The 13,777-nt window shown below is 65.2% G+C and carries 10 protein-coding genes; 1 reads left to right on the top strand and 9 read right to left on the bottom strand.

From position 1 onward, the window contains the following. Positions 1–238 precede the first annotated feature (238 nt). The 8 genes from V6W80_RS02345 to amaB all read right to left on the bottom strand — a co-directional run bounded on the left by V6W80_RS02345 (position 239) and on the right by amaB (position 10,241). A complete protein-coding gene (locus V6W80_RS02345) occupies positions 239–1,960 on the bottom strand; it encodes an aconitase family protein (protein ID WP_338545757.1) in 1,722 nt (573 codons plus the stop codon). Positions 1,961–1,962: 2 nt separating this feature from the next. Next, the gene (locus V6W80_RS02340; protein ID WP_184292328.1) at positions 1,963–2,679 is read right to left on the bottom strand and encodes an ABC transporter ATP-binding protein; all 717 of its coding nucleotides are present in this window, start codon (positions 2,677–2,679) and stop codon (positions 1,963–1,965) included. After that, a complete protein-coding gene (locus V6W80_RS02335) occupies positions 2,676–3,551 on the bottom strand; it encodes an ABC transporter ATP-binding protein (protein ID WP_017640612.1) in 876 nt (291 codons plus the stop codon). Before V6W80_RS02335 ends, V6W80_RS02340 begins: the two co-directional genes overlap by 4 nt. Then, positions 3,548–4,828 carry a high-affinity branched-chain amino acid ABC transporter permease LivM gene (livM, locus tag V6W80_RS02330; RefSeq protein ID WP_017640613.1) on the bottom strand — a complete coding sequence of 427 codons (1,281 nt, stop codon included), beginning with the start codon at positions 4,826–4,828 and terminating at the stop codon, positions 3,548–3,550. The genes V6W80_RS02335 and livM overlap by 4 nt, the downstream gene beginning before the upstream one ends. Positions 4,829–4,832: 4 nt before the next feature. Beyond that, positions 4,833–5,747 carry an ABC transporter permease subunit gene (locus V6W80_RS02325; RefSeq protein ID WP_017640614.1) on the bottom strand — a complete coding sequence of 305 codons (915 nt, stop codon included), beginning with the start codon at positions 5,745–5,747 and terminating at the stop codon, positions 4,833–4,835. A gap of 96 nt (positions 5,748–5,843) precedes the next feature. Then, positions 5,844–6,965 carry a branched-chain amino acid ABC transporter substrate-binding protein gene (locus V6W80_RS02320; protein WP_017640615.1) on the bottom strand — a complete coding sequence of 374 codons (1,122 nt, stop codon included), beginning with the start codon at positions 6,963–6,965 and terminating at the stop codon, positions 5,844–5,846. A gap of 483 nt (positions 6,966–7,448) precedes the next feature. Continuing rightward, the gene (gene amaA / locus V6W80_RS02315; RefSeq protein WP_338545756.1) at positions 7,449–8,726 is read right to left on the bottom strand and encodes an L-pipecolate oxidase; all 1,278 of its coding nucleotides are present in this window, start codon (positions 8,724–8,726) and stop codon (positions 7,449–7,451) included. Between the two features lie 24 nt (positions 8,727–8,750). Continuing rightward, positions 8,751–10,241, bottom strand: a complete 1,491-nt coding sequence (amaB, locus tag V6W80_RS02310; protein WP_093257116.1) for an L-piperidine-6-carboxylate dehydrogenase — start codon at positions 10,239–10,241, stop codon at positions 8,751–8,753. A 113-nt stretch (positions 10,242–10,354) separates the two neighbouring features. On the opposite strand from amaB, the gene V6W80_RS02305 reads away from it, so the two are divergent. After that, positions 10,355–11,239 carry a LysR substrate-binding domain-containing protein gene (locus tag V6W80_RS02305; protein ID WP_007162643.1) on the top strand — a complete coding sequence of 295 codons (885 nt, stop codon included), beginning with the start codon at positions 10,355–10,357 and terminating at the stop codon, positions 11,237–11,239. Between the two features lie 274 nt (positions 11,240–11,513). Here the strand turns inward: V6W80_RS02305 and pnp are convergent, their stop codons facing one another. Further along, a complete protein-coding gene (gene pnp / locus V6W80_RS02300) occupies positions 11,514–13,616 on the bottom strand; it encodes a polyribonucleotide nucleotidyltransferase (protein ID WP_017640618.1) in 2,103 nt (700 codons plus the stop codon). Between the last annotated feature and the right edge of the window lie 161 nt (positions 13,617–13,777).

Here is a 13,777-nt window from a genome sequence, read left to right as displayed (position 1 = left end):
CTGCGAGGGAGTTTGGCCGAGGCCAACGATAGCTCAGGGACGTTGGTCAGGCGAATACTCAGATCGCTAGGAATCCAGCGGATCAGTTATAACGCCTTGGTATCTCGAGGTTTTTCGTGCACTGGCGATTTTTTGAACAGTTCCCGCCAGACCAGGCGCCCTGGGCTTCGCGTCCGGCTATGCCAAGCTTATCCACAGGACGATCCACGGAATTCCTGTACAGAACCCGAGCCCACTATCAGCGGGATAAGTCCGCCGATGCGAGCCAGGCGGGCGGTCCGGCCGGCGCCAGTCCGGTGCAGGCCGCTTCCACGCAGGCGGCCAGACCGGCGAAGCGCAGCTCGCGACCGGTGAGGCCCGGGCCATAGTGGGCGAACTTGCCGGAGTTGGTCAGCAGGGTAAGGGCCTGGGGCGGCACCAGGGGTTCGCCGAGCATGCACCAGCAGGTATCGCCCACCAGCTGGGCGCCGAAGGCTTCCAGTTCGGCCAGGCTACCGTTCCGCCCGGCCGCTTCGCGCACGTCCCGCCCGAGGGTAATCACCAGGGCTACCCCGGGATGCTTGTACCGGCCCCGGCATAGTTCGGCCAGCCGCTGGCATTCCTCGGCAGAGAAATGCGGATTACCCAAGGCTACCAGCTGGACCTCGCGGGAAGTGGCGCTGTCCAGTTCGGCCCAGGCCCGACGCAGATCGGCCAGCTCTATGTCCTCGACCTCCAGCTCAGGCGCGGCGACCGCAGCCAGGGTCGGCGCCTCGGGCGTTACCCCGACCAGATGAAACAGCGGCGCCGCCGAGGTGGTGGCGAAGGCGGCGCCAAAGGCCTTGAGATCGTCGCGGCTGGGCTGGGCGTGTTCCAGTCCCAGCACCGCGGGAATCCGGGTGGGCGAGCGCAGGCCGATCCAGTAGCCGAGCAGCGGATAGAAGGCGTCGTCATGGCCCGCGGGCATGCTGACCCGGAACACCTTGGCCGCGCGGCGGCCGCTGTCCAGATGGCAGCCGGCCCGAGGGGCCCGACCGGTCAGGGCGGTGCAGATATCGAGAAAGTCGGCGTACTTCTGGGTGCGCGCGCCCAACACGCTGTTGGCGAAGACCACGGCATTGGATTCGGCCCAGACCACCTGCTCGCCCAAGGTCGGGGCGCTATCCAGCAGATAGGGCGCGCAGGTGAAGGTGGGGCGACAGCCCAGGGCCACATAGGCCTCGCTCAGGGCACTGGCCGGCTCACCCAGCGCCGGGTCGACGCCCTGCTCGCGCCAGCGACGCTGATCCACCGACACCGCATTGAGACTGGTGGGTACCCGTACCCGACCGCCCCACGCCACCAGCCGCTGGGCAAAGGCCAGACTGGCCGGGCCGGTATAGATACAGCCGTCGATATGGGCCTGGGTGATGTCGAGCAATTCGCGAGCGCCCTGCAGCTGCGCCATGCGTACCAGGATCTTCATCGCTGCCTGGACGGCCTGGCCCTCGGCGCCTGCCAGCTTGGCCCGATCGGTCGCGCTCAGCTGCAACTCGTGTGGGGTATCGACCGGAGTAGCGGGGAAAGGGTCTTCAGGAGCGCCGACCCAACCGTCGGCTACCGCGATCTCGTCGCGCTCGGCCAGGGCCGCGAAGGCTTCGGCACCCAGGCTGACCACCGGCAGGGAACAGCCGAACAATTCCTCCGCGACGATGGCGCCGAGGCTGAGGATCTCGTCCGGCTCGGCCAGTACCAGCGCTGCCGGTCCGCGTCCCGCCAGCAACAGCTCCAGGAGCACCGCGCTGCCGGTACAGGAGCCGCGTCCGCTGGGGATGGCCAGGATGCGACCGGCCAGTTCCAGGCCGTGCAGGGGATGGTGGCGATCGATCACCCGGCCGCTGGCCGGATCGACGCCACCCCAGAAACTCAGGCCCAGGGGCGCCCAGGCCAGGCGTCCTCGGGCATGGCCCGCGACCAGACAGCGACCGCGGACCGCCGCCACCGCTAGTGACCGCCCAGGTAGGCTTCGCGCACCTGGGGATTGGCCAGCAATTCCTGGCCACTGCCGGTCATGCGGATCTCGCCGGTGACCATCACATAGGCACGGTCGGACAGGCGCAGGGCATGGTTGGCGTTCTGCTCCACTAGGAAGATGGTCATGCCGCTCTGCGCCAGTTCGCGCAGGATCTGGAAGATCTGCTTCACCACGATGGGCGCCAGACCCAGGCTAGGTTCGTCGAGCAAAAGCAGCTTGGGTCGCGCCATCAGCGCCCGGGCGATGGCCAGCATCTGTTGTTCGCCACCGGACATGGTCATGGCGCGCTGGTTGCGACGCTCCTTGAGCCGTGGGAAGAGCTCGAACATGCGCTGCATGTCCTCGTCCACCCAGCGGGTGCCGATGGGAATGGTGCCCATCAACAGATTCTCCTCGACCGTCATGTCGGGGAACACGTGGCGCCCCTCCGGTGACTGGGCGATGCCGTTGGAGGCCACGTAGTGGGCGTTCTTGCGAGTGATGTCCTCGCCGCGGTAGAGGATCTGCCCGTTGCGCGCCTGGGGCTGGCTGAAGATGGACATCAGCAGGGTGGACTTGCCGGCACCGTTGGCGCCGATCAGGCTCACCGTCTCGCCTTCGTTGATGCTCAGGGAGACGCCTTTCAGGGCCTGGATCGGCCCGTAGAAGACGTCGACGTTGCGAAACTCCAGGATCGGCGTGGTCATGCCACCTCCTCTTCTTCGGCGCCGAGGTAGGCGGCGATGACCTTGGGATCGTTGCGAATGTCGGCCGGCAGACCGCGGGCGATGACCTGGCCGTGGTCCAGCACCACGATGTGGTCGGAGATGTTCATCACCATGCCCATGTCGTGCTCGATCAGCACCACGGTGATGCGGTGCTGGTCGCGCAGGAGCCGGATCATGCCGGCCAGGGCTTCGGTCTCGGCCGGGTTGAGGCCGGCGGCCGGTTCGTCCAGGCAGACGATCTCCGGGCGGGTGCACATGGCCCGGGCGATTTCCAGGCGGCGCTGCTGGCCGTAGGAGAGTTCACCGGCCAGGCGGTTGGCGTGGTCCACCAGGTCCACCACCTCCAGCCAGTAGAAGGCCGTGTCCAGCGCCTTTTCCTCGGCGCGGCGATAGCCGGGGGTGTTGAGGATGCCGGTGATGAGGTTGCGATTGCACTGCATGTGCTGCGCCACCAGCAGGTTCTCCACCACCGACATCTCCTTGAACAGGCGGATGTTTTGGAAGGTGCGGGCGAGACCGGCGCGATTCACCAGGTGGGTGCCGCCGAACATCTTGTACCAGAGCCGGCTGCCGAACTGCACCGGGTTGACGAAGTCGGTGGCCTGGAAGCGCTCGCCCATGATCTTGCCGACGCGGGTCGAGCGACCGTCGGCGGTGTCCAGGCGGATCTCGCCATCGGTGGCCTTGTAGAAGCCGGTCAGGCAGTTGAACACCGTGGTTTTGCCGGCACCGTTAGGGCCGATCAGCGCGGTGATGGACTGGCGCTGGATCTCGAAGCTCACGTCCGAGAGGGCCTTGATGCCCCCGAATCTCATGCCGAGACCCTTTACGGTCAGAATGTTGTCGCTCACGGCGCCACTCCCTTGCGAATCGCGAAGCCACTGCGGGCGATACGGATCAGGCCTCGCGGCCGCCACATCATCATCACCACCATGAGCACGCCGAACACCAACATGCGGATGTCGCCGAATTCGCGCAGCAGTTCGAACAGCAGGGTCATGACGAAGGCCGAGACCACCACCCCGACGGTGGAGCCCAGACCGCCCAGTACCACGATGGCCAGCACCAGCACCGACTCGAAGAAATTGAACGAGGCCGGGTTGATGAAGCCTTGGTAGGTGGCGAAGAACACCCCGGCGAGGCCCGCGGTGGAGGCACCGATCATGAAGGCCGAGAGCTTGACCAGCACGTGGTTCAGACCCATGGCGCGGCAGGCGATCTCGTCTTCGCGCAGGGCTTCCCAGGCCCGGCCGACCGGCATGCGGGTCAGCCGGTGCTTGATGTAGAGCACCAGCAGCACCACCAGGAACAGCACGGTGTAGATGAAGATCATGGTCGCGTTGGGGTTGTAGCTGATGCCCAGCAACTCATGGATGGGTACCCCGCCCTCCTTCGCGCGCCGACCGAATTCGATGCCGAAGAAGGTCGGCGACGGCGCGGCGATGCCGTTGGGGCCCTTGGTCACCTCCAGCCAGTTGTTGAGCACCAGACGGATGATCTCGCCGAAGCCGAGGGTGACGATGGCCAGGTAGTCCCCGTGCATGCGCAAGACCGGGAACCCCAGTATCGCCCCCGCCACCGCGGCCAGGATCGCGGCGAGCGGCAGCATGGTCCAGAAGCCCAGCCCCAGATACTGGTAACCCAGCGCCAGGCCATAGGCGCCGATGGCATAGAAGCCGACGTAGCCGAGGTCGAGCAGACCGGCCAGGCCCACCACGATGTTCAACCCCAGGCCCAGCAGCACATAGATCAGGCAGAGGATGATCACCGTCAGCCAGTACTTGGTGGCCAGGAAGGGAAAGGCGATGGCGACCAGGATGATGATGGGCAGGATGAATCTGAGGTTGGACTTGTGCCCCGGCGGCAGCACATGGACGCCACCGTCGTTGCGCTTGAAGGACTCGATCCAGTCGCGCCCCTTGGCGGTCTGGCCGAACAGGCTGAGCAGGAAGCGGCCGGCCATGACCACCGCGACCATGATGCCGACGCGGCCGGGCTCGACATTGTAGCCATAGCCGTCGAGCACGATGCCGACGATGGGGCCGAACAGGATCAGCGAGACCAGGCCGACCATGAGGGTGTCGCGCAGCACGACCTTGAGATCGAAGGAGGAAGACGTCTGACTCATGGATTCACACCTTCGTGACCTGGGGTTTGCCGAGCAGCCCCTGGGGCCTAAAGATCAGGATCGCCACCAGCAGCGAGAAGCTGAAGACGTCCTTGTAGTCCGAGTTCACCAGGCTGGCGAACTGGGCTTCGGAGATGCCGAGGATGATGCCGCCGAGCATCGCGCCGGGCAGCGAGCCGATGCCGCCGAGCACCGCCGCGGTAAAGGCCTTGATGCCGATGATGAAGCCGGCATAGAAGTCGAAGGTGCCGTAGTTGAGGGTGATGAGCACCCCGGCCAGTGCCGCCATGGCCGCGCCGATGATGAAGACGTAGGAGATCACCCGGTCGGTGTTGATGCCGAGGATCTGCGCCATCTTGCGATCCTGCTGGGTGGCCCGGCACATACGGCCGAGGGTGGTCTTCTGGATCACGTAGGTGAGCAGGCCCATGCCGATGATGGACGCCACGATGATGAAGATCTTGGTGTAGGTGATGATCACGAAGCCTTCGCCGATGTGCAGGCGCAGAGCGCCGTCGAGCAGCGTCGGTACGCCCTGCTGGCGCGCGCCCTGGGCGAGCTGCACGTAGTTCTGCAGGATCAGCGACATGCCGATGGCCGAGATCAGCGGGGCCAGGCGCGTGGAGTTGCGCAGTGGCTTGTAGGCGATGCGTTCGATGGCCCAGCCGTACACGGAGGTAACCACCACGGTGAAGATCAGGGTGCCGAGGATCAGCACGGGAAAGGAATGCAGGCCGAACACGCTCAACAAGGCGATGCCGATGGCGGCGAGATAGGCCGACACCATGTACACGTCGCCGTGGGCGAAGTTGATCATGCCGATGATGCCGTAGACCATGGTGTAGCCGATGGCGATGAGTCCGTAGACCGAACCCAGGGTCAGGCCGTTGACCAGTTGTTGCAGGAAGATACCGTCCACGTTTGCAGTCTCGCGCTGGATGGATGACGAGGGCCGCCGGCCGCCCTCTCGTCCTGGGGCGGAGACGAGAAGGCGGCCAGCGGATTCACGCGAGGATCAGGGCAGCTGGTTGTACTTGCCCTTGTCGTCCCATTCGTACATCACGTAGTCGGAGACCTTGAGGTCGCCCTTGCTGTCCCAGCTCTTCTCGCCCAGCACGGTGTTGACGCTGTGGGACTTCAGCCACTCGGCGGCCTTGGCGCCGTCGGTACCCTTGATGCCGTTGAAGGCAGCGGCCACGGCCTGCAGCGAGGCATAGGAGTAGAGGGTGTAGCCCTCGGGCTCGTAGCCGGACTTGCGCAGGGCTTCCACCACGGTCTTGCCGGCCGGGTTCAGCAGCGGATCGGCGCCAAAGGTCATCAGCACGCCCTTGGTGTACTGGGGACCACCTGCGGTGGTGACCAGGTCGGCGGAGACGATGCCGTCGCCGGAGACGAACTTGGCGGTCACGCCCTGTTCGCGCATCTGGCGGACCAGCGGACCGGCTTCGGGGTGCAGGCCGCCGAAGTACACCACGTCGGCACCGGAGGCGCGGATCTTGGTGACCAGGGAGTTGAAGTCCTTCTCGCCGCGGGTCAGGCCCTCGTAGAGCACCTCTTTCACGCCGCGCTTGTTGAGCTGCGCCTTGGTGGCGTCGGCCAGGCCCTGACCGTAGGTGTCCTTGTCGTGGATGATGGCGACCTTCTTGGCCTTGAGGGTATCGACGATGTAGTCGCCGGCCACGATGCCCTGCTGGTCGTCACGTCCGCACATGCGGAACACCCCGGTCAGGCCACGCTCGGTGATCTTGGGGTTGGTGGACGCCGGGGTGATGGAGATGATGCCGGCTTCGTCGTAGATCTCCGAGGCGGGCATGGTGTTGGAGGAGCAGAAGTGGCCGATGACGGCCTTGACCTTCTCGGAGTCCACCAGGCGGTTGGCCACGGCCACGGCCTGCTTGGGCTCGCAGGCGTCGTCGCCCTGCACCAGCTTGATCTTCTCGCCATTGATACCACCGGCGGCGTTGATGTCCGCCGCGGCCTGGGTAGCCCCCTTCCAGAACTGCTCGCCGTAGGCGGCACTGGCCCCGGTATAGGGACCGGCGACACCGATCACGATGTCGGCATGCGCCAGGGAGGAGAGAGTGAACGCAGAACCGATAGCGAGAGCCAGAATGCCTTTTCTGTAAATCTTCGACATGGGAGGTTTGCTCCAGAGGGTGGTTGGCCTGTTCGCCGGAGCAAAGCCTGTGCCATCACCCAGTTGTGTACCGGGCGCAAAGGCCATTTGCCGCCACCGCGACAAGCCAAAACCGCCGTTTGCCTACGGCGAGGGCCGCAGCCAGTGGTACGGACCGCCCTTTAGACTTTTGTCTTAACTGACTCATTAGTCTGGATAATTCCGCAAAGCGGTAGCAGCGGAACAGGCAAAAGGCAGCGGTTTGTTACCAGATAGCAACCCGGTTGCACCTGTTTCGCACCAAAACGTAACACCGCCCCCACACTGTGCCACCAAAGTAACCATGATCGCGCCTATCCAAGGTCGCGGGAGCCATCTGTTTCTCGACGTATGCCTGACGAAGGCAAAACGGCCGGTTTGCACAGAGTAGGATGCGCAAATCGGCCGCTTGGGAAAGCCATCGCCAGGCCAAGAAGCCAGGCATGGCCAGAGATTGGCGGGTCGCTAGAGAACGACGCGCAGGCATTGCCCCGCGTGATAGAGGGTAAAGCCAGCCTCGTACATCAGGCTGCGCCACTGTCCTACCGGGTTGGAATCCAGCGAAGCCAGCGGCATGGGCAGGTCCTGCCGATCGCCACTGCACAGATAGCGGGCAAAGGCCTGCCCCACCACCGTGCCCGTGGTGACTCCGCGACCGTTGTAGCCGGACACCGCCAGCAACCCCGGCGCCGGCTCGAACAGTCGCATCAGATGATCGGGCGTGAAGCCGATACGGCCCGTCCAGCTGCACTCCCATTCGACCTTCCCGAGCGCCGGGAAATAATGCCGCTGGATACGATCGGCCCAGGCGCGGATGAAGCTGGCCGGCCGCCCCGCCATGTTGCCCAGGCTACCCAGCAGCAGGCGGCCGTCGGCATCGCGGCGGATGCTGCTGAGCACCGTGCGGGTATCCCAGGACCCACGCCCCTGGGGCAGGATGAAGTCCGCCTCGGGTCCGAGGGGCCGCGAGGCGACTTGGTAGTAGTAACCGGGAAAGAACTGCTTGCGAAGGCTGGTCCATTCGCCTTCGGTATAGGCGTTGGAGGCGATCACCACCTGGTCGGCGGTCACCCGCCCCTGGGGGGTTTCCACATGCCAGCGATCGCCGACCCGCTGCAGGCGCTGTACCGTGCTCCGCTCGAACAGCTCGCCACCTTCCTGGCGCAGGGCTTTGGCCAGACCCAGGGCATACCCCATGGGCACCAGGGTGCCGGCGCGATGATCGAGCAGCGCGCCACTGATGTCGCGCGTGCCGCAGGCGCTGTAGCAGGCCTCGCCTTCCAGCAACTCGACCCGGGCACCGCGCCGCTGCCACTGCTCGGCACGTTGCCCCAGATCGGCCAGGCCCTTGGCGCTGTGCGCCATGTGCAGAGTGCCGGCGCGGCGCGGCTGGCAGTCGATGCCATAGCGCTCGATGAGGCCGAATACCTGGCTGGGCGCATCGCCCATCACCCCCAGCAGGCGTTCCCCTACCTCCTGTCCAAGGGTGGCCACCGCCTCGTCCGGCGGGATCCACATGCCGGCATTGACCAGCCCGACATTGCGCCCGGAACCGCCATGGCCGACGCCATGGGCCTCCAGTACCACCACCCGCCGCCCGGCCTGGGCCAGGTGCAGGGCGGTGGAGAGTCCGGTGAAGCCACCGCCGATGACGCAGACCTCGGTGTCACGCTCGCCCTGCAACGGGGCGCCTGGCACCGCCGGATACAGCCGCTCCCACAGGCACTCCTCACGCAACTGCATTCTCGGCGCTCCTGGCGGATCCACTCAGTCGAAGACGATGCCCTGGGCCAGCGGCAATTCGCGGGAATAGTTGACGGTGTTGGTCTGGCGGCGCATGTAGGCCTTCCAGGCATCGGAGCCGGATTCGCGACCGCCACCGGTTTCCTTCTCGCCACCGAAGGCGCCACCGATCTCGGCACCGCTCGGCCCGATATTGACGTTGGCGATGCCGCAGTCGCTGCCAGTCGCCGACATGAAGGCCTCGGCCTCACGCACGTCGGTGGTGAAGATGCAGGACGACAGGCCCTGGGGCACGGCGTTGTTCAGCGCTACCGCCTCGTCGAAATCGTCGTAGGTCAGCACATAGAGAATGGGGGCGAAGGTCTCGTGGCGTACCGCCTCGCTCTGCTCGGGCATCTCGACGATGGCCGGGGCCACGTAGTAGGCCTCGGGATACTGCTCAGCCAGCTGCCGCTCACCGCCGTAGACCACCCCGCCCTCGCCACGCGCCTGTTCCAGCGCACCCTGCATGGCCTGGAAGCTGGCCGCATCGATCAGCGGACCGATGAGGTTGCCTTCCAGCGGATGGCCGATGCGGACTTTGGCATAGGCGGTCTTGAGCCGGGCGACGATCTCGTCCTTGACCGAACGATGGGCGATCAGGCGGCGCAGGGTGGTGCAGCGCTGGCCGGCGGTACCCACGGCGCTGAACAGGATGGCACGTACGGCCATGTCCAGATCGGCACTCGGCGCGAGGATCATGGCATTGTTGCCGCCCAGTTCGAGGATGCTGCGGCCGAAGCGCGCCGCAACCCGCGGTCCTACCTCGCGCCCCATGCGGGTGCTACCCGTGGCGCTCACCAGTGCCACCCGCGGATCGTCCACCAGGGCTTCACCGGCGGCGCGATCGCCGACGATGACCTGACTCAGATCGGCCGGGGCATCGCCAAAGCGCGCCAGGGCCTTCTCGAACAGCGCCTGGCAGGCCAGGGCGGTCAACGGGGTCTTTTCCGAAGGCTTCCAGATCACCGGATTGCCGCAGACCAGGGCCAGGGCGGCGTTCCAGGACCAGACCGCCACCGGGAAGTTGAAGGCACTGATGATGCCGACCACACCCAGCGGCTGCCAGCTTTCGCGCATGTGGTGACCGGGACGCTCGGAGGCGATGGTCAGACCATAGAGCTGGCGCGACAGACCAACGGCGAAGTCGCAGATGTCGATCATCTCCTGGACTTCGCCCAGGCCTTCCTGGGTGATCTTGCCGGCTTCCCAGGACACCAGCTCGCCGAGATCGGCCTTGTGGGCACGCAGTTCTTCACCCAGCAGCCGCACCAGTTCGCCACGGCGCGGCGCCGGCACCGCACGCCAGGCCTGGAAGGCGCGCTCGGCCCGAGAGATCTTCTGCTCCACCTCGGCGGCGCTTTCCAGGGCGACGCTGCCCAGTTGGCTGCCGTCGATGGGGGAATTCACCCGATGCTCGCCTTGGGTGTAGTGCTGGGCAGAAACGCCGAGGCGTTCCAACAGGGCCTTGCTCATGCTGAGGTCTCCGCAGAAAGGAAATCGTCCCTGAGTATGGTCAGGCCAGCGGCGCCGGACAACCGACCTTTGCTCGGCATATCATTCCCTTTTTTCATGCCGCGAGTCCGCTCATGCAACGTCGCCACCTGCCGTCCATCACCGCCATGCAGTGCTTCGAGGCGGTCGCGCGTCATCTGAGCTTTACCCGCGCGGCCGACGAGCTGGCGCTGACCCAGAGCGCCGTCAGCAAACAGGTCGCCCAATTGGAGGATCTGCTGCAGCACAGCCTGTTTCGCCGGGTCCGGCGCCGCCTGCAACTGACCCCGGCCGGCGCCCTTTACCTGGCCGAGGTGGACAAGATCCTCAACCAGCTGGAGATGTCGGCACGCTACCTGAGATCCTATGGCGGCGAGACCGAGGTACTGCGCGTGGCCACCCCGCCGACCTTTGGCGAGCGCTGGCTGGTACCGCGACTGAAGGGTTGGCGCCTGCGCTTTCCCAACATCCACCTGGATGTCTCCAGCGCCCTGGAACCGGTGGACTTCCGCGATCCTCGCCATGACGTGGCGTTGTTCTATGGCCATGGCAGCTGGCCGGGTGCCGAGTGCGAACTGCTGCTGCACGAACACATGGTCGCGGTCTGCGCGCCGGACCTGCTGCCCGCCGAGGGCATCGCCGGACCGGAGCAACTGGTGGACTTCGTCTTGCTGCAGAACACCACCCGCCCGGAATCCTGGCACGACTGGTACGCCAGCCTCGGACGCGAGGAGGTCCATAGCCATCATGGGCCGCGCTTCGATACCTTCACCCTCTGCGCCCGCGCCGCCCAGGAAGGTTGCGGGGTGGCCCTGCTGCCGGAATTCCTGGTCGCCGAAGAGCTGGCCTCCGGCCGCCTGGTGCTCGCCTGGCCCCACCGTCTGGCCAGCCCCCACGCCTATTGGCTGGCCTATCCGGAACAGATGGCCGAGGTGCCCAAGGTGCGCAGCTTCATCGAATGGATTCGCGAGAAGGCCTAGCACGGGGCCAATCGCGGCCATGGGCCGCTCCTACCGGTAGTTCTGTCGTAGGAGCAACTGTCTTATCGCGGCCTCGGCGGCGATATAAGGTAGGTTGGGTTGAGACGGCTCTATCGTCGAAGCCCAACATTGCAGGCACTTGGGCCATGTGGGGCTCCGATGGACGGTAGAAGCGGACCGCCAGGACCTCGATGAAGTATCCGGCGCGCCCCTCCCTCCATCAGAAATGAAAAAACCCGGCCTAGGCCGGGTTTTTTCATTAAGCGAAGTCGTCTTAGACGCCGGAGGCTTCCGCCGCCGCCACGTCCTTGATCGACAGCTTGATGCGACCGCGGTTGTCCACGTCCAGCACCAGCACCTTCACTTCCTGACCTTCTTTCAGCACGTCAGTGACCTTCTCGATGCGCTGATCGCTCAGCTGCGAGATGTGCACCAGGCCGTCCTTGCCGGGCAGGATGTTGACGAAGGCGCCGAAGTCGACGATGCGCTCCACCTTACCGACGTAGATCTTGCCGATCTCGGCCTCGGCGGTGATGCCAAGGACGCGCTGCTTGGCTGCTTCAGCGGCTTCGCGGGTCTCGCCGTAGATCTTGATGGTGCCGTCGTCTTCGATGTCGATCGAGGCCTTGGTCTCTTCGCAGATACCACGGATGGTGGCGCCACCCTTGCCGATCACGTCGCGGATCTTGTCCTGATCGATCTTCATCGCCAGCATGGTCGGGGCGTTTTCGGACAGCTCGGCACGGGACTCGGAGATCACCTGGTTCATCTGACCCAGGATGTTCAGACGCGCTTCCAGCGCCTGCTCCAGAGCGATCTCCATGATCTCTTCGGTGATGCCGTTGATCTTGATGTCCATCTGCAGGGCGGTGACGCCCTTGGCAGTACCGGCCACCTTGAAGTCCATGTCGCCCAGGTGATCTTCGTCACCCAGGATGTCGGTCAGGACCGCGAACTTTTCGCCTTCCTTGACCAGACCCATGGCGATACCAGCGACCGGTGCCTTGACCGGCACACCGGCATCCATCAGCGCCAGAGAGGCACCACAGACCGAGGCCATGGAGCTGGAGCCGTTGGACTCGGTGATCTCGGAGACCACGCGGATGCTGTAGGGGAAGGCGTCCTGGGTCGGCAGCATGGCCTGGATGCCACGACGGGCCAGACGGCCGTGACCGATCTCGCGACGGCCCGGGCTGCCCATGCGGCCGCACTCGCCGACCGAGAAGGGCGGGAAGTTGTAGTGCAGCATGAAGCTGTCACGACGCTCGCCTTCCAGGGTGTCCAGCAGCTGCGAGTCACGGGCGGTGCCCAGGGTCGCGGTGACCAGGGCCTGGGTTTCGCCACGGGTGAACAGGGCCGAACCGTGGGTCTTCTTCAGCGGGCCGACTTCGATCTGCAGCGGGCGAACGGTGCGGGTGTCGCGACCGTCGATACGCGGCTTGCCGTCGACGATGTTCTGGCGCACGGTGCGGTATTCCAGCAGACCGAAGGTCTCCTTGACCTCGGCTTCGCTGTACTGACCGTTCTCACCGGCCAGCTTGGCGATGGCCTGGTCACGCAGGGCGCCCAGGGCCGCATAGCGATCCTGCTTGATGGTGATGGTATAGGCACGGGACACGGCCTCGCCGACCTCGGCCTTGACGGCTTCGATCAGGGCGGTGTTCTCGGCAGGCGCCTGCCAGTTCCAGGTCGGCTTGCCGGCTTCGGCAGCGAACTGGCTGATGGCCTCGATGGCCACCTGGAATTCTTCGTGAGCGAACAGCACGCCGCCCAGCATCTGGTCTTCGGTCAGCTCGTCGGCTTCAGATTCCACCATCAGCACGGCGTCACGGGTACCGGCCACGACCATGTCCAGGCTGGAGCTCTGCAGCTGCTCGTAGCTGGGGTTCAGCAGGTAGCCCAGCTCGCTGTGGTAGCCCACGCGCGCAGCGGCGATCGGACCAGCGAAGGGGATGCCGGAAATGGCCAGGGCGGCGGAGGTGCCGATCATGGCGGCGATGTCCGGATCGGACTTCTTGTTGGTGCTGACCACGGTGCAGACCACCTGGACTTCGTTGAGGAAGCCCTCGGGGAACAGCGGACGGATCGGACGATCGATCAGGCGCGAGGTCAGGGTTTCCTTCTCGGAAGGACGGCCTTCGCGCTTGAAGTAACCACCGGGGATGCGGCCAGCGGCGTAGGTCTTCTCCTGGTAGTGCACGGACAGCGGGAAGAAGTCCTTGCCAACGGCAGGCTGCTTGGCACCGACCACAGTGACCAGCACGCTGACGTCTTCGGTGGAGACCAGCACGGCACCGGTCGCTTGGCGCGCGATGCGGCCGGTTTCCAGGGTGAAGGTCTGCTCACCGAACTTGAATTGCTTGATTACTGGATTCACAGTCTTTCCTTCTCTTTATTGCCTTGGGGGAAATCGGGGCGACCAGAGGGATTCGGACCCTCGCTGATCTCCAGGTGACGCAGGCCGATTCTGGCGGCCTTTCAAGCAAAAAAGCCGGAGGCCGGCGCGAGCCGACCTCCAGCTTCAGACTGCTTGCAGCA

Source organism: Pseudomonas benzopyrenica (assembly GCF_036884265.1).
Lineage (GTDB): Bacteria > Pseudomonadota > Gammaproteobacteria > Pseudomonadales > Pseudomonadaceae > Chryseomonas > Chryseomonas benzopyrenica.
Note: the sequence above shows the minus strand (reverse complement) of the source record. Positions and strands in the feature narration are given on the sequence as shown.